Source organism: Kitasatospora mediocidica KCTC 9733 (assembly GCF_000744225.1).
Lineage (GTDB): Bacteria > Actinomycetota > Actinomycetes > Streptomycetales > Streptomycetaceae > Kitasatospora > Kitasatospora mediocidica.
Map to the genome: position 1 here is coordinate 525878 of NZ_JQLN01000001.1, position 15608 is coordinate 541485.

At 71.2% G+C, this 15608-nt stretch carries 14 protein-coding genes; 9 read left to right on the forward strand and 5 right to left on the reverse strand.

The window, feature by feature from the left end:
• Positions 1 to 294: 294 nt before the first annotated feature.
• Entirely contained in the window at positions 295 to 1443 is a 1149-nt protein-coding gene (locus BS80_RS02390) for a S53 family peptidase (protein ID WP_232246314.1), read from the forward strand.
• 294 nt (positions 1444 to 1737) lie between these two features.
• Positions 1738 to 3384 carry a phosphoglucomutase (alpha-D-glucose-1,6-bisphosphate-dependent) gene (gene pgm / locus BS80_RS02395; RefSeq protein ID WP_035792040.1) on the forward strand — a complete coding sequence of 549 codons (1647 nt, stop codon included), beginning with the start codon at positions 1738 to 1740 and terminating at the stop codon, positions 3382 to 3384.
• A 30-nt stretch (positions 3385 to 3414) separates the two neighbouring features.
• Here the strand turns inward: pgm and BS80_RS02400 are convergent, their stop codons facing one another.
• Positions 3415 to 4092: a serine hydrolase domain-containing protein gene (locus BS80_RS02400; protein ID WP_051965738.1), complete on the reverse strand. Its 678-nt coding sequence runs from the start codon at positions 4090 to 4092 to the stop codon at positions 3415 to 3417.
• A gap of 55 nt (positions 4093 to 4147) precedes the next feature.
• Here BS80_RS02400 and BS80_RS02405 point away from each other — a divergent pair, with 55 nt between their 5' ends.
• The 3 genes from BS80_RS02405 to BS80_RS02415 all read left to right on the forward strand — a co-directional run bounded on the left by BS80_RS02405 (position 4148) and on the right by BS80_RS02415 (position 7613).
• Complete coding sequence (locus tag BS80_RS02405) at positions 4148 to 4993, forward strand: DNA-formamidopyrimidine glycosylase family protein (protein ID WP_035792042.1); 846 nt, start codon at positions 4148 to 4150, stop codon at positions 4991 to 4993.
• A gap of 158 nt (positions 4994 to 5151) precedes the next feature.
• On the forward strand, positions 5152 to 6783 hold the full coding sequence (locus BS80_RS38470) for a hypothetical protein (protein WP_157535779.1): 1632 nt from the start codon (positions 5152 to 5154) through the stop codon (positions 6781 to 6783).
• Between the two features lie 152 nt (positions 6784 to 6935).
• On the forward strand, positions 6936 to 7613 hold the full coding sequence (locus BS80_RS02415) for a transglycosylase SLT domain-containing protein (RefSeq protein ID WP_408607329.1): 678 nt from the start codon (positions 6936 to 6938) through the stop codon (positions 7611 to 7613).
• Between the two features lie 95 nt (positions 7614 to 7708).
• Here the strand turns inward: BS80_RS02415 and BS80_RS02420 are convergent, their stop codons facing one another.
• The 3 genes from BS80_RS02420 to BS80_RS02430 form a co-directional block, all read right to left on the reverse strand.
• Positions 7709 to 7921 (reverse strand): hypothetical protein, encoded by a 213-nt coding sequence (locus tag BS80_RS02420; protein WP_157535781.1) that lies wholly within the window; start codon positions 7919 to 7921, stop codon positions 7709 to 7711.
• A gap of 72 nt (positions 7922 to 7993) precedes the next feature.
• On the reverse strand, positions 7994 to 8950 hold the full coding sequence (locus BS80_RS02425) for a hypothetical protein (RefSeq protein WP_035792048.1): 957 nt from the start codon (positions 8948 to 8950) through the stop codon (positions 7994 to 7996).
• Positions 8951 to 8954: 4 nt separating this feature from the next.
• Positions 8955 to 9374 carry a hypothetical protein gene (locus BS80_RS02430; RefSeq protein ID WP_035792051.1) on the reverse strand — a complete coding sequence of 140 codons (420 nt, stop codon included), beginning with the start codon at positions 9372 to 9374 and terminating at the stop codon, positions 8955 to 8957.
• A gap of 191 nt (positions 9375 to 9565) precedes the next feature.
• Between BS80_RS02430 and BS80_RS02435 the strand changes: the two genes are divergently transcribed.
• The 3 genes from BS80_RS02435 to BS80_RS02445 all read left to right on the forward strand — a co-directional run bounded on the left by BS80_RS02435 (position 9566) and on the right by BS80_RS02445 (position 14520).
• On the forward strand, positions 9566 to 12220 hold the full coding sequence (locus BS80_RS02435; RefSeq protein WP_035792053.1) for a CHAT domain-containing protein: 2655 nt from the start codon (positions 9566 to 9568) through the stop codon (positions 12218 to 12220).
• 308 nt (positions 12221 to 12528) lie between these two features.
• Positions 12529 to 13428, forward strand: coding sequence for a hypothetical protein (locus BS80_RS02440; RefSeq protein ID WP_051965741.1), 900 nt, complete (start codon positions 12529 to 12531; stop codon positions 13426 to 13428).
• 246 nt (positions 13429 to 13674) lie between these two features.
• Entirely contained in the window at positions 13675 to 14520 is an 846-nt protein-coding gene (locus BS80_RS02445; protein WP_035792055.1) for an SAM-dependent methyltransferase, read from the forward strand.
• A gap of 28 nt (positions 14521 to 14548) precedes the next feature.
• Here the strand turns inward: BS80_RS02445 and BS80_RS02450 are convergent, their stop codons facing one another.
• Positions 14549 to 15064 (reverse strand): MarR family winged helix-turn-helix transcriptional regulator, encoded by a 516-nt coding sequence (locus BS80_RS02450; protein ID WP_083974094.1) that lies wholly within the window; start codon positions 15062 to 15064, stop codon positions 14549 to 14551.
• Between the two features lie 124 nt (positions 15065 to 15188).
• Between BS80_RS02450 and BS80_RS02455 the strand changes: the two genes are divergently transcribed.
• Entirely contained in the window at positions 15189 to 15602 is a 414-nt protein-coding gene (locus tag BS80_RS02455) for an organic hydroperoxide resistance protein (protein WP_035792057.1), read from the forward strand.
• Positions 15603 to 15608 lie beyond the last annotated feature (6 nt).

The following is a 15608-nucleotide window of genomic DNA, read 5'->3' on the forward strand; positions in this document are numbered from 1 at the left end:
TCGGGGTGGCCGGAAGGCGCCGGTGGACATGACAGAAGCATTGCTGCGTCACGCTGTGCACTGACATGATCACACCAGCTGATATCGGGCCTACCCAAGGACTCCCATGCCACTGCGCCGCCTGTTAGCCCTGCCCGCCGCCGCAGCCCTGCTCGGATCCGCCCTCTCGCTAGCAGCCGCCCCCACCGCCTCGGCGACCCGCACCGGGGCAGCGCCCACCATCTCCTCCCCGCGGCCTCCCTCTCCATCCGGACGTCGGCCCGCCTGCGGCACACGGCCGACGCCGGCGACCCGGTGCTGGCGGCACCGATCGCCACCAGCGCCTGTGTCACCCAGCTGAAGCGCGCCTGCTACTCCCCGCTGCAGTACCGCTCCGCCTACAACCTCAACCCGCTCTACGCTGAGGGAATCACCGGCAAGGGCCGGACCATCGTCATCGTCGACTCCTTCGGCTCGCCGACCATCCAGCACGACCTGGACGTCTACTCCACCCAGTGGGGACTGCCCAAGAGCCAGGTCCAGGTGGTGAAGTGGGGTCAGGTCCCGGCCTTCGACCCCACCAACGCGGACATGGACGGCTGGGCCGGTGAGACCACCCTGGACGTGGAGGCCGCCCACGCGGTCGCGCCCGGCGCGAACATCGTGCTGCTGGAGACCGGCGTCTCGGAGACCGAGGGGCCGGTCGGCATCCCCGAGATGATGAGCGGCATCAACCACCTGGTGAACGCGGGTCAGGCCGACGTCGTCTCGATGAGCTGGGCCACCAGCGAGGCCGAGTTCCCGGGCTTCGATGTGGGCGACTACACCAGCCTCACCACGCTGCGCTACGCGTTCACCAACGCGGCCCAGCACGGGGTGACCCTGACCGCCAGCTCCGGCGACGGCGGCGGCGACTCGACGAAGCTGGACGCCGCCTGGCCGGCCGGCGACCCGCTGGTCACGGCCGTCGGCGGCACCGAACTGCAGCTGAACGACCAGGGCGTGCGCACCGCGCCGGACGCCGCGTGGTCGGGCAGCGGCGGCGAGCAGTCCCAGGTCTTCGCCCGGCCGGGCTACCAGGACCCGGTCCGCCAGGCCGTCGGCGACCACCGCGGCACCCCGGACGTCAGCATGGCGGGCTCGCCCAACGGCGCGCTCTGGCTGTACTCCAGCTTCGACCCCGCCAACACCGGCTGGACCGCCGACGGCGCGGGCACCAGCGAGTCCTCGCCGCTCTTCGCCGCCGTGGTCGCGCTGGCCGACCAGGCCGCCGGGCACCGGCTCGGCGTGATCGACAACGACCTCTACCGGCTGTACGCCCAGCACTCCGCCGGACTCGTGGACGTGACCACCGGCTCGACCGGCACCAGCGGCTACACCGCCGGCCCGGGCTACGACCAGACGACGGGCGTCGGCACGGTGGACGCCACCAAGCTCGTCCACGCCCTGGCCCACCGGAACTGACGACCGCTCGGGCCGGTGCCACGGGCGCGGCCCGTCGGGGATCCCGGCGGCCGCGCCCGTGGCACCGGCCGGAGACATCGTCACAGGCCCAGCAGCCGAACCCGTACCAGACCCCGCAGCCCCACCCGCAGGACGCGGCGCCCGCCGGAGCCCAGGAGCGCTGACGCCGGCGCGCCGCCCGTCCGACCCACCTGTACCACTCGTGCCGCTGGTGCCGCCGGTTCCCCAGGACCCGCCGGTGCCAGCGGTAGCCTGCTGAACGGTCCCCGGGAACGACGAGCAAAGGACACGACAATGGTGCACTCACGGGCCGGCGAGCCGGCAGGACCGAGCGATCTGGTCGACGTCGCCAGGCTGGTGACGGCCTATTACACCCTGCACCCCGACCCGGCCGAGCCCGGCCAGCGGGTCGCCTTCGGCACCTCGGGCCACCGGGGCTCCGCCCTGGACCACGCCTTCAACGAGGACCACATCGCCGCGACGACCCAGGCGATCTGCGACTACCGCTCGGCCCAGGGCACCGACGGCCCGCTCTTCCTCGGGGTGGACACGCACGCGCTGTCGGAACCCGCGCGGGCCACGGCACTTGAGGTGCTGGCCGGCAACGGCGTCACCGTGCTGATCGACAGCGCGGACGGCTACACCCCGACCCCCGCGGTCTCGCACGCGATCCTCACCCACAACCGCGAGAACCCGCACGGCGCGGCGGACGGCATCGTGGTCACCCCGTCGCACAACCCGCCGGCGGACGGCGGCTTCAAGTACAACCCGCCGCACGGCGGCCCGGCCGGCTCCGAGGCCACCGGGTGGATCCAGGACCGCGCCAACGCGCTCATCACCGACGGCCTGGCCGGCGTCCGCCGGGTGCCGTACACCCGGGCGCTGGGCGCCGAGACCACCGGGCGCTACGACTTCCTCGGCCGCTACACCGACGACCTGCCCTCCGTCCTCGACCTGGACGCCGTGCGCGCGGCCGGGGTGCGGATCGGCGCCGACCCGCTGGGCGGCGCCTCGGTCGCCTACTGGGGCCGGATCGCCGAGACCCACCGCCTCGATCTGACAGTGGTCAACCCGCTCACCGATCCCACCTGGCGGTTCATGACCCTGGACTGGGACGGCAAGATCCGGATGGACTGCTCCTCCCCCTACGCGATGGCCTCGCTGATCGGCCGTCGGGACCAGTACACGATCGCCACCGGGAACGACGCCGACGCCGACCGACACGGCATCGTCACCCCCGACGCCGGGCTGATGAACCCCAACCACTACCTGGCCGTGGCGATCGACTACCTCTACCGGCACCGCGGCGACTGGCCGGGCCGCGCGGCCATCGGCAAGACCCTGGTCTCCTCCTCGATGATCGACCGGGTCGCCGCCGACCTCGGACGCGAACTCGTCGAGGTCCCGGTCGGGTTCAAGTGGTTCGTCGAGGGACTGCTCGGCGGGGACGTCGCCTTCGGCGGCGAGGAGTCCGCCGGCGCCTCCTTCCTGCGGCGCGACGGCCGAGTGTGGACGACGGACAAGGACGGCATCCTGCTGGCCCTGCTGGCCGCGGAGATCACCGCGGCCACCGGCCGCACCCCCTCCGAGCACTACACCGACCTCACCGACCGCTTCGGCGCCCCCGCGTACGCCCGGGTGGACGCTCCGGCCGACCGTGAGCAGAAGGCCGTGCTGGCCGCGCTGAGTGCCGACCAGGTCCGCGCCGACGAGCTGGCCGGCGAGCCGATCACCGCCATCCTGACCAAGGCGCCCGGCAACGGCGCCGCCATCGGTGGGTTGAAGGTCTGCACGGAGAACGCCTGGTTCGCCGCCCGGCCGTCCGGCACCGAGGACGTCTACAAGATCTACGCGGAGAGCTTCCAGGGCCCCGACCACCTCGCGCAGGTCCAGGACGAGGCCCGCGCCCTGGTGGGCCAGGTCCTGGCCGGCGGGTCGTAGGCGCCAGGTCGTAGGACCGCCGCGGCCTGCTCAGGCGCAGATCGCGGCCGTCTGCGCGGTGGAGATCACATCCGTCTTGGGGAAGGGCAGTTGCTGCTGCAGGTCCTTGCCGAGGTCGAATACGGTGCCCACCAGCACCAGCTGGCGCACGCCGTCCGCGCTGGTCAGCGAGATGCTGGTGTAGCCGGGGCCGCCGCCGTCCGTCTCCCAGACGGTGACGGACCGGCCCCGGCAGTCCAGCGTCGCCCGCTGCACCCCCAGTGCGTAACCGGGTGAGTCCGGCAGCTGGACCACCGTCTCCAGCTCGCGCTGCTCGGCCGGGGCCAGCAGCTGCCCGCCGAACAGCGCCCGGTCGAAGCGGGCGAGGTCGTCCAGCGTGGAGATCATCGCCCCGGCCGTCCAGTCGTAGGACGGGCTGAAGGTGGTCATGTCCTGCCGGTCGAGATCGTAGCCGTGCAGGTGCGGGCCGTGGATCTGCGGATCGGTGAGCGGCAGCGTGGTGTGGGTCAGACCCAGCGGGACCAGCAGGCGGTCGTGGATCTCCTGCCCCGCGCTGTGGCCGGTGACGGCCTCGATGATCAGCCCGGCGACCAGGTAGTTGGTGTTGGAGTAGTTCCAGGCGGCGCCCGGCGCCGCCAGCGGCGGGTGCGCGACGGCCTGCGCGCCGCGCGCTGCGGACCACTGACCGGGGCCCCGATCGGGGGCCACCGATCGGGCCGGCGAGCAACCGCTTCACGGCGGCCCCCGGGTGCATGCTGGGTGTATGCCCGAAGGTGACTCCGTCTTCCGCACCGCCGCACAGTTGCACGAGGCTCTGGCCGACCGGACGCTGAGCGTCGCCGACCTGCGCGTCCCGGCGCACGCCACCGCCGTCCTGGCCGGCCGGCAGGTTCTGGACGTGACGCCGCGCGGCAAACACCTGCTCACCCGGCTGGAGGGCGACCTGACCCTCCACACCCACCTGCGCATGGACGGCCGCTGGCAGGTCTACCGCACCGGCGACCGGTGGACGGGCGGCCCGGGGCACCAGATCCGGGCCGTGCTCGGCCACGAGGAGCTCACCGCCGTCGGCTACCGCCTCCCGGTGGTCCAACTCCTGCGCACCAGCGACGAGTCCACGGCCGTCGGCCACCTCGGCCCCGACCTGCTCGGCCCGGACTGGGACCCCGACGAGGCCCTGCGCCGACTCCTCGCCGATCCCGCCCGGCCGGTGGCCGAAGCCCTGCTGGACCAGCGCAACCTGGCCGGCATCGGCAACATCTACGCCAACGAGCTGTGCTTCCTGGGCAGGACCACGCCCTGGCAGCCGGTCGGTGAGCTGGCCGGCCTGGAGCTGATGGTCGGCTGGGCCCGCCACCTGCTGCTCGTCAACCGGCTGCGCCCCGGCCACACCACCACCGGCGACCTCCGCTCCGACCCGATCGGCTGCCCGGGGCATGCCGCCCCTGCCAGCCGCTTCCGGGAGCGCAACTGGGTCTACGGCCGTGGCGGCCGCCCCTGCCTGCGCTGCGGCAGCACCGTCCGCGCGGCGCAGCGCGGCGCGGCGCCGCAGCAGCGGGTCACCTACTGGTGCCCGACCTGCCAGCAGGGCCCGACGCCCGGCGGGTGACCGCCTGCCACCCAGGCGGGCGACCGGGCGGGAAACTTCTGTCGGACTGTCAGGAGCGTGTGCCAAAAAGGCTGTTGATACCCGCATCGAGGTCGGTAGCCTGGGCGAAATCTTCGTTTCCGGCACGACAAACTGGGGGGCCAGTGTCACACGTTCGATTGGCAACAGCGGCTGCCGTACTGGCAGCCGGCGTCGCCCTCATCCCCGGACCGGCCCAGGCGACCGGTTCACCGGGTGCGGCCACCAGGGCGGACATCCCGCTCACCAACACGCCGGCCGCAGCCACGGCCGCAGCCACGAACCTCATGACCTTCAGCAGCCCGGCGGCTGCGTCCACCCGCCGGGGCGAGGGCCGGCCCGCGTCGGCCAACCCCACACTCGCCCTCGGACTGAGCGCGCAGGACACCAGCGCGTACGGGCTCACGCTCACCGCTGCCGTCACCAGCGCCGCCGTGCCGCTCACCGCCACGGTCAGCTGGGGCGACGGCACCACCAGCACCGAGAACTTCACCGGTGCCGGGCCGCAGAGCTGGCCGCACAGCTACGCCAAGCTCGGGCAGTACACCATCGCCGTCAGCGTCGCGGACACCGGCGGTGACACGGTGAGCAACTCCGTCCTGATCCTGACGGCGGGTTCGGGCTACACCCCGTACGGGCCGACCCGGCTGCTGGACACCCGCGACGGCACCGGCGCGCCCGCCGCGCGGCTGGGCTCCGACAAGGCGGTCCAGCTGCAGATCGCCGGCAACGGCGCGATCCCGTCGAAGGTGACCGCGGTCGTCCTCAACATCACCGTCACCAACCCGACGAACAGCGGCTTCATCACCGCCTACCCCGACGGCACGGCCCGCCCGACCACCTCGAACGTCAACTTCACGGCCGGCCAGACCGTGCCGAACATGGCGATCGTCCCGGTCGGCGCCGACGGCTACGTCGACCTGTACAACAGCGGCCTGGCCTCGGTCGACCTGATCGCCGACGTCACCGGCTACTTCACCCAGAGCTCGGCCAGCGGCTACACCTCGCTGACGCCCACCCGCATCGTCGACACCCGTGACGGCACCGGCACCGGCTCCGCCGCCCAGGTCCCCGGCCTCGGCGCGATCTCCGCGCAGGTCGCGGGCAACGCCGGCGTGCCCGCCTCGGGCGCCACCGCGGTGGCCCTGAACGTCACCGTCACCAACCCGCGCAGCGACGGCTTCCTGACCGCCTTCCCCGACGGCCAGGCCACGCCCAACGCCTCCAACGTCAACTACCTCGCCGGCCAGACCATCGCCAACTCGGTGGTCGTCCCGATCGGCGCCGACGGCAAGATCGACATCCACAACGGCGGCGGCCTCGGCGCCGACGTCGTCATCGACGTGGTCGGCTACTACAGCCCCGACAGCAAGAGTGCCTACCTGCCGATCAAGCCCACCCGGCTGCTCGACACCCGCGATCCGGCCTGGACGCACGGGCCGCTCCAACCCGGCGGCTACATCTACATGCCGCTGAGCGACACCGAGCCCGACATCACCGGGCTCGCACTCAACACCACCGTCACGAACACCAGGGGCGGCGGCTTCCTGACCGTCTCGCCCGACCCGAACACGCTCAACCAGTACAGCACCGGCACCGCCGGTTGGCCGGCCCGTCCGAACAGCTCGGTGCTCAACTGGCTGCCGGGCCAGACCGTTCCGAACCTGGTCCAGGCCGGCACCGGCGCCAACGGCATCATCGACGTCTGGAACACCGGCTCCGGCAGCACCGACCTGGTGGTCGACGCCTTCGGCTTCTACCAGAACGACTGACCTGACCTGACCCGCATCCGCTGGACCGCCGGGCCCCGGGGTAGACGTGTCGCGTCGCCCCGGGGCCTGACGCTTGCGCGCGCCCGTGGCCACCCCCGTACTGGCGTGCGGATCGGGCAGGATGGCAGCTGACGGACGACGAGGAGGCGCGCGTGGCGGATGAACCGGGGTCGGGGTCCGGATCGGGGAAGTACCGGGGAGTACTGGCGGTACTGGCCGCCGTGCTGGTCCTCTGGCTGGTGACGCGCGGGCACAGCCCGGGCTCGGGGGCGTCCGCGCCGTCGGGATCGGTGTCTGGGTCGCCGTCCGCAACACCGTCGGCGTCGGCCACGTCGTCCAGTGCGGCCTACGACCCGGCGCAGCTCGGCGCGCTGGTGCGCGAGTACGCCGGAAAGGCCGGGATCGACGCGCAGCTGCTGATGGCCATCCTCTACAACGAGTCGTACAAGCCGCACGATCCCGCCTTGGAGCGGGCCTGGCAGCAGCTCAAGCCGGACGCCGCCTTCGGCGTCGCCAACATGCACCGGGCCGCGTTCGACGAGACCAAGCAGGGACGCGACTTCGCCGCACGCGCGTGGGACGAGCTGCCCGACGACCACGCCCTCGCGGTCGAGGCCGCGGCCTGGTACCTGCACGACCTCGCCACCCAGCTCCCCGCGCACCGGTCCGTCCCGTACACCGAGGACGAGCTGCTGGCCCTCGGCTACAACACCGGCCCCGGCAACATGCTGGCCTTCGCGCGCGGCACGGCGCTGGGCTCGGCGGCCCGCTCCTACCTCGACCAGCTGCACGCCAACTGGTCCAAGTCGGCTACCGCCGTCAAGAGTTGACCAATCTGGGGAACCCGTTCCGCGGTACCGGACGCAGCCGGCGCAAAGGACGGTCGTCCACTCCACGAGCAGGGTCGGAGCGATCAACGCGCGGCCTACAGGGCTTGGCCGCCGCGCTGGACCTCCTCGATGTAGGTGAAGAGCAGCGTCATGACGGGCTTGATCAGGTGGACCGGAACGGTTGGGACAATCGTCAACGACTTGTCGGCAAAGTCGTACTGGCCGAGTGTGGCGCCGGTGTCGCCGTCGATGACCGAGACGGTTCCCTGAGGGCCCCGGTGCGACACCGCAAGCTGCAGATCACCCATGATCATGACTCCGATCTCTCGTCTGTCGTCTGTCGTGGACTTGTTCGGCTGTTGATCCGGCAGGGCCTGGGCCTACTGCACAGGAGGCGGCGCGGACGGCCTCGTGCCGAGCGCCGTTGGCGGCTTGGGACGCAGGTGGTTCGTGATCGCCGCGCCGCGCTCATCGGCCGGCACGTCGGCTGCCAGCCCCAGCTGCTCGGCGAGGTCGCCCAGGTGGAGGTCGAGCGTGGCTTCGAGGAGGTCGGCGAACGCGCTCGCGGTGGACCTTCCACGGACGCAACCGGTGATCAGGAGGACGACCGCCACGAGTGCCGCCGGCCACCAGAGGAAGGCGAGGACGGCGTACAGCAAGCCCCAGCCGCAGAGCCGGGCCGCGTCGGAGTAGGCGTCGCGCGCTGCGGTGATGTCGGTGCGCAGTGCGTCGGGAAGGCGCGGCCACAGGCGCGGCCACACGAGGTCGACGTCGTCGATGCCGTTCACCTCGCGGGCCCGGTCCGCTGCCAGCGCGAACCGGTCGCCGATCCAGGTGGGCCGCTCGGGCCTGCGGACCGACACCCGCAGCCGGCTGTGCCGCCGGGCGAGGACGACGCTGTCCGCGTAGTGGGGATCGGTCTGCTGCTCACGGGCGGTCATCGCTTCGCGCACGGCCTCGCGCAACCGGGTCGAGGCGAGCTGCCACCTCCGGTGGCGTCGGCGGATGAGCCAGCGGGCCGCGGGCGTCGTTCCCCGGGAGCTCCAGAACCACTCGAACGATGTGCCGATGCCGCCTGCCGCGAGACCGGCCGCGCTGCTGACCACGAGCAGGCCGACCACACCTATCGCGATCGTGGACAGCGTGTGGCCGGCGGGCTGTCCGGTGGCCGTCTCCCGGTCGATCCAGCCGGAGAGGCGGCCGAAGGCGAGCGCCTGCCCCCAGCCCAGCCGTCGGCCGGCTATCAGGCAGGCCGTCCAGAGCAGGCCGGGCAGCGTGACGGCCATCAGTACGCGGTCGCCGAGCTTGGTTCCGAGCTCGCTCAGGAAGGTGCCCATCAGCTCAGCTGCCCCTGGCAGGCGGGTAGGGCGCGAGCGGTGTGCTTCCGCTCATCACGCAGGTCGGCACGCCGTCCTCGTCCTCGACCAGCTCGACGCGGCCGCAGCGGGCCGCCGGGCAGACCCAGGCTATCTGCGCGTGGGAATACGATCCGCCGGGAAGCCGCGGCACCGGCCCTCGTAGCTCGGACGTCAGCGAGGGCAGTCCGATGGCGTCGCCGATCTGCGCGATCTCGTCCAGCAGTTCCTTGACACGTGCGTCGTCCGGCGGCTGCGGCGCCCGTGTCACCGCGGCGAGCAGTTCATCGAGCGTCGCGCCGCCGCCGACCGTCTCGATCCGCTCACGGATCGTCGGCCAGCGGCTGAGCTCCTGGCAGAGCACCGCGATACGGGTCCGGAGGTGCCGGTTCAGTGAGTCCCCCATTGGTTCCGTGCGCCTGGTCGAACGATTGTCGGCGGTCTTCTCCGCGGTCTTCTCCGCCTTCTCCGCGGATGCTACTTTAGCCGAACTCAAGGCGTAATATGCTTTTCTGACGGTCTGTCATCATCGCAGCTCGGAGGAGCTCCAGTATCGTCCTGGCCGTCCTGGCCTCGGAGGGGCTGAAGGGGAGACCGATGTCGGGATCGGAGTTCGAGGACGATCCGCGCGGCCGTTCCGATGTGCCAGGCGTGATGGTCTCCGTCATGGCCGATTTCTGCGCCCGTCAGCAGGAGGAGTACCTGCGTTCGGGCGATCCCGAGCGCCTGATCAGGGCCGTGCGCTACGGACGCGCGGCGGTCGCCGCCGCAGCCCTCGACAACCCCTATCGGCCCCACGCACTGAGCAACCTCGGCGGCGCACTCGCGTTCCTGCACCAGGTCAACGGCGATCCCGCGCTGCTCGACGAAGCGGTCGGCCTCGAGCGCGAAGCGGTGCGGTTGACGCCTACGTTCGCGCCGGAACGCGCGATGCGGCTGTACAACCTCGGCACCGCGTTGTTCCGCAAGCACCGCAGTACCAGGCAGATCCGCTTCCTGGAGGAGGCGGTGACGCTCCTTCGAGAGGCTGTCGCGATCGCGCCTCCCGCCGATGGCCACCGCTCCTCCTACTTTTCCGACCTAGGCGGCGGGCTGCGCGAGCTCTACCTGGAGACGGGCCGCTCGGCGTACATCGAGGAGTCCGTCCAGGCCCAGCGCCAGGCGATCGCACTGGCACCGGACTGCTGGCAGCGAATCCGCACGACCAACAACCTCGCCGGAGCGCTGGAGAGCCTCTGGATGCGGACCGGCAGGGTCGAGGTGCTCGAGGACTCGGTGGAGCTCCTGCGTACCGTCGTCGCCGAGACCGATCCGCAGGACCCGGCCAGGGCCCAGCGAATCATCAACTTAACGTTGGCTCTGGGCCGCCTCCACGCTCGGACCGATCGTCTCGAGCTGGTCGAGGAAGCGATCCCGCTGGCTCGCGAAGCACTCCGGCTGACACCCAGGCACGACAGCTCGTACCCACGGCAGGCGCAGGACCTCGCCGCACTTCTCGTGACGGCCTTTCAGAACGCCCGACACTTCACCGACTCCCAGGCGATGAGTTCCGGCGACCCGGTCCGGGACGCGGTGAGGCAGCTGATCCGTACCGGCTGGATGCAGGATCCCGCCCTGCTCCGCGAAGCCGAAGCGCTCGCCCGAACAGCGGTCGACGCGACACCGGCGAACGACCCGTCACTCCCGGTGCGCCTCAGCGGTCTCGCCGTCGCGCTGGAGGCGGTCCACGGGATGACCGGGTCCGGGCAGGCCCTGGACGAAGCCCTCCGACTCTTCCGAACGGCCGCCAATCATCCGCTCACCCACATCACCCAGCGGGTGCCGTTGCTCCACCGGATCGCCGGCACCGCCGGCGCGACCGGACGCGCGACGGTCGCGATAGCCGCGGTCCGGGATGTCCTCGAACTCCTGGAGCCACTGGCGCCGCTGGACCTCGACGCGCCGGATCGCGAACACCGGCTCTCCCTGCTCGGCGAACTGCCGGGCATAGCGGCTGCAGCGGCCATGGAAGCAGGCGACCCAGACCTCGCGCTCGACCTCCTGGAGCGCACGCGCGGCATCACGGCCAGGGAGTTCATGGCGCGTCGCAAGGGCTCCGGCACGGCAGCGGACCGCGCGCCGATCGGTCACCGGATCGCCGAGGCGCCGGCCGACGGCACCGTGGTGATCCTGACCGGAAGCACCAGTCGGTGCGATGCCTTGGTGGTCGGCGCCGGACGAGGCGTCTCGGTCGTGCCGCTTCCGCAGGTCACCTACAAGAAGCTGATCTTTCAGGCCAGGCTGTTCCGGATGGCGTGGAGCGCGGTCGCCGACAGGCGTGTCAGCCCCGAAGGACGCGACGCGGCGCACCAGGAGATGGCGGACGTCCTCGGCTGGCTGTGGCAGGCCGTCGCGGAGCCGGTGCTGGCGCATCTCGGACTGACCCGCCCGCACCGACCCGGCCGGCCGTGGTCACACGTCACCTGGTGTCCCGTCGGAGTGTTCGGCCTGCTCCCGGTCCATGCCGCCGGCCGCTACCCGTCGCCCGCCGACCTCTCGCCCGCTCCCGGCCAGACGGTGCTCGACCATGTCGTGTCGTCCTACACCACGACACTCACCGCGCTCTTGCACACCCGCTCGCGCGGACTCGCCGAGCCGGGGCGAGAGATGCGGAGGAGGAAGATACTGATCGTTCCATCGCCCGACACCGCAGTCGGCGCCTTGCCGGGCGCGGAGGACGAGGCGGACGAGCTGACACAGCTGCTGCCATCGGCCGAGGTGCTGCGTCAGCCTGGCCGCGCCGAGGTGCTCCGGGTACTCCCCGACGCACCGATCGTCCACTTCGCCTGCCACGCCGTCACCCATCCGGTCGACCCGAGCCAGAGCCACCTGGAACTCGGCGACGGAGACGAGTCGTCCGTGTCCGTGTCGGAGATCCGCGACCTCGATGTCCGCGGTTCGCTCGCCTACCTGTCCGCCTGCCAGGCGAGCGTAGGCGCGGACCACCTCCTCGACGAGGGAATCCACGTGGCCGGCGCCTTCCAACTGGCCGGCTACCGCCATGTCATAGGCACACTGTGGCCCATCGACGACCGAGTGGCCGGGAAGGTGGCAGCGGCCTTCTACCAGGGTCTGCTCGTTGGCGGAACCGGGCCGATCGACGTCGGCCGCTCCGCGCTCTCCTTGCACCGGGCGACGCGGCGGATGCGGGACTCGTACCCCCGGATGCCCTTCCTGTGGGCGGCGTTCGCCCACTGGGGACCCGAAGACTGAGAGTTGTGATTCTTCACGGCTGTCGAGTGGCCTGGCACCGGTAATGGCAGGTGTGGGCTCGCGCTTGCTTGGTGTGTAGAGCTTCCGCCCCACCGCACCCGCCACCGCGCGGTAGCCCGATCTCGCTCGGGCCCCGTACGGATCTTCGCCCGTTCACCGCTGACGGGGTGACGTGGTGCCGCCGACAGGGTGATATGTACGCGATCCATTTGCTCAACTCGATCACCCTCGAACGTAATTGCTCCTGCATGAAGTGTGCCCGAACCAAATCGGGCAGACGTGCACACCATTCCGTACAGGGAGATTCGATGACCTCTCGACAGTTCCGCCGCGCCGCTGCAACCACCCTCGCCTGCCTGGCAGTCGGCACCGCCATGATGAGCGGCTCGGCCACCGCCGCCCCCCAAGCAGCCGGCCTGCCGCGCATCGGGGTGCTGACCTCCGGCGGCACGGCGCTGGTGAAGGAGGGCGGCCTGAGCACCAACTGGGTCAACGAGAACGACAACGTCATCCAGGTCGTCGTCGCCGGTGACCGGATCGGGGTACTGAAGGCCGACGGTACGGCGCTGGTGAAGGAGGGCGGCCTGAGCACCAACTGGGTCACCGAGAACACCGGCGTCAAGCAGATCGCCCTGTCCGGCGACCGGATCGGGGTCCTGAAGGCCGACGGTACAGCGCTGGTGAAGGAGGGCGGCCTGAGCACCAACTGGGTCACCGAGAACGACAACGTCACGCAGCTGGCCCTCTTCGCCACCCGGATCGGGGTACTGAAGGCCGACGGTACGGCACTGGTGAAGGAGGGCGGCCTGAGCGCCGACTGGGTCACCGAGAACGACAACACCACGCAAATCGCTCTGTCGGGCGACCGGATCGGGGTGCTGAAGGGCAACGGTACGGCGCTGGTGAAGGAGGGCGGCCTGAGCACCAACTGGGTCACCGAGAGCACCGGCGTCAAGCAGATCGCTCTTGCCTTCCAGCGGATCGGGGTGCTCGCGGCGGACGGCACCGCCCTGGTCAAGGACGGTCCACTGGACGCCGGTTGGGTCAACGAGTACTCCAGCGTGACCCAACTCGTCCTGGCCGGGGACCGCATCGGTGTGCGGGTCTCCGACGGTACGGCGTTGGTCAAGGAGGGCGGCCTGAGCACCAACTGGGTCAACGAGTACAGCAACGTGATCCAGCTCGCCCTGACCAACGGCGCCGACTGAGCACCCGTCGCCCCTGGCCGCCCGCACCCGATCACGGGCGCGGGCGGCCGGCCGTAGGGGCGGAGCAACGGGGCCTGCGCACCGGTCGGAAGATCGGTGGGCCGGCCGAGGGGCTTCGGGCATGATCGACCTGTAGACACCTACGCCCACCCAGAGCCCTGAACACCCCCGAGCCGCCCCCCACAGCCAGCCACTCCCCTAGGATCACGCATGACGTTGCGTCATGCACATTGCCAGGAGGAGCCCATGACCGAGGCAGCGCAGTGGATGCGGACGGGAGGCGACGAATCGTCGCTGCCCACCGACCTGCACACCGAACGCCCGCACCCTGCCCGGATGTACGACTACTTCCTGGGTGGCAAGGACAACTTCCCCGCCGACCGGGCGGCGGCCGAGCGGGCGGCGGCGGGGTGGCCCAACGTCCGCAAGGCCACCCTGGAGAACCGGCGGTTCCTGGGGCGGGCGGTGCGGTATCTCGCCGCGGAGGCCGGGGTGCGGCAGTTCCTGGACATCGGCACGGGCATACCCACGGCGAACAACACCCACGAGGTCGCCCAGTCGGTCGCCCCGGACTCCCGGGTGGTGTACGTGGACAACGACCCCATCGTGCTGGCACACGCCCGGGCGCTGCTGGTCAGCACGCCGCAGGGGATGACCAGTTACCTCGACGCCGATCTGCGCGATCCCGAGAAGATCCTCGAGCACCCGGATCTGCGAAGCGTGCTGGACTTCCGGCAGCCGATCGCGCTGATGCTGATCGCCATCCTGCACTTCCTCCCCGACGACCAGGACCCGTACGGCATCGTGCGCCGGCTCGTGAGCAGCCTGCCCTCCGGGAGCTACCTCGCGCTGACCCAGGTCACCGGGGACTTCGACCCGTTCGAGACGGGCCGGCTCGTGCAGAGCTACCGCGAGTCGGGCGTCCAGTTGCAGGCCCGCACCCACGCCGAGGTGGAACGGTTCTTCGACGGGCTGGACATCGTCGAGCCCGGCATCGAGGTCGTCTCGGAGTGGCGCCCGGACGCCGCACAGGTCGAGCGCTTCAGCCGCCGCGAGGTGTCGGTCTACGGCGCGGTCGCCCGGGTTCGGTAGACACGGCCAGAGGCGGTCGGCGTAGCCGTCAGTCCTCGTCGGCGTCGGTTCCGTCGGCAGCGATGTCCAGGGCGCGGGTCAGCCGTTCGAGTCGGGTGCGGAGTTCGACGGCCTCGGCGGGGGCCAGGCCGCTGGCGGCGATGATGTCGAGCGGGATCCGCTCGGCCCGGGCGCGCAGGGCCGTGCCCTCGCCCGTCGGGCGGACGATCACCGAGCGCTCGTCGTGCGGGCTGCGTTCGCGCTGGACGAGTCCGGCGGTGTCCAGGCGCTTGAGCAGCGGGGAGAGGGTGCCGGAGTCCAGGCGCAGCAGCTCGCCCAGCTGCTTCACGGGCATGGCGCCGTGCTCCCAGAGCGCCATCATCGCCAGGTACTGGGGATAGGTGAGGCCGGTGTCGCGCAGCAGCCGCCGGTAGACCCGGTCGAAGGCGCGGGCGGTGGCGTGCAGGGCGAAGCAGACCTGGATGTCGAGCTGGAGCAGGTCCGCGCCGGTGGGCGGCAGAGGCTGTACGGCGGGCTGCGGTGGCTGCGATGTCGTGGGGGCCATAACTCCAGAGTACAACTTGGTTGCGCACAATTTAGTTGTGTGCAACCATCTACTCATGCGGCCGACCGGTCGCGGCGACGACCAAGTGTCGACACTCCGCACTCTGCGAAATGGGATGGTTCCGATGGACGCGCTCTACACCGCTGTTGCCACCGCCAACGGCCGCGAGGGCCGCACGGTGAGCTCGGACGGCCGGCTCGACCTCCAGCTCGCCTTCCCCCAGGCGTTGGGTGGCAACGGTGAGGGCACCAACCCCGAGCAGCTGTTCGCCGCCGGGTACGCGGCCTGCTTCGCCAGCGCGCTGGGCGCGGTCGGCCGGGCGGCGAAGGTGGACACCAAGGACGCCTCGGTCACCGCCGAGGTAGGCATCGGCAAGGACGGCGACGACGGCTTCGGCCTCACCGTCACGCTGCGGGTCGAGCTTCCCGACTCCCTGCAGACCGAGGCCGGTCGCGCGCTGGTCGAGCAGGCGCACGCCTACTGCCCGTACTCCAAGGCCACCCGCGGCAACATCCCGGTCGCGCTCGTCATCGAGTAGCAGCCA

Coding starts and splice junctions, on each gene's coding strand:
- BS80_RS02435 (WP_035792053.1), top strand. CDS start 9,566: ATGTCGGGATCGGAGTTCGAGGACGATCCGCGCGGCCGTTCCGATGTG.
- BS80_RS02445 (WP_035792055.1), top strand. CDS start 13,675: ATGACCGAGGCAGCGCAGTGGATGCGGACGGGAGGCGACGAATCGTCG.
- BS80_RS02440 (WP_051965741.1), top strand. CDS start 12,529: ATGACCTCTCGACAGTTCCGCCGCGCCGCTGCAACCACCCTCGCCTGC.
- BS80_RS02405 (WP_035792042.1), top strand. CDS start 4,148: ATGCCCGAAGGTGACTCCGTCTTCCGCACCGCCGCACAGTTGCACGAG.
- BS80_RS02425 (WP_035792048.1), bottom strand. CDS start 8,950: ATGGGCACCTTCCTGAGCGAGCTCGGAACCAAGCTCGGCGACCGCGTA.
- BS80_RS02455 (WP_035792057.1), top strand. CDS start 15,189: ATGGACGCGCTCTACACCGCTGTTGCCACCGCCAACGGCCGCGAGGGC.
- BS80_RS02420 (WP_157535781.1), bottom strand. CDS start 7,921: ATGGGTGATCTGCAGCTTGCGGTGTCGCACCGGGGCCCTCAGGGAACC.
- pgm (WP_035792040.1), top strand. CDS start 1,738: ATGGTGCACTCACGGGCCGGCGAGCCGGCAGGACCGAGCGATCTGGTC.
- BS80_RS02450 (WP_083974094.1), bottom strand. CDS start 15,064: ATGGCCCCCACGACATCGCAGCCACCGCAGCCCGCCGTACAGCCTCTG.
- BS80_RS02430 (WP_035792051.1), bottom strand. CDS start 9,374: ATGGGGGACTCACTGAACCGGCACCTCCGGACCCGTATCGCGGTGCTC.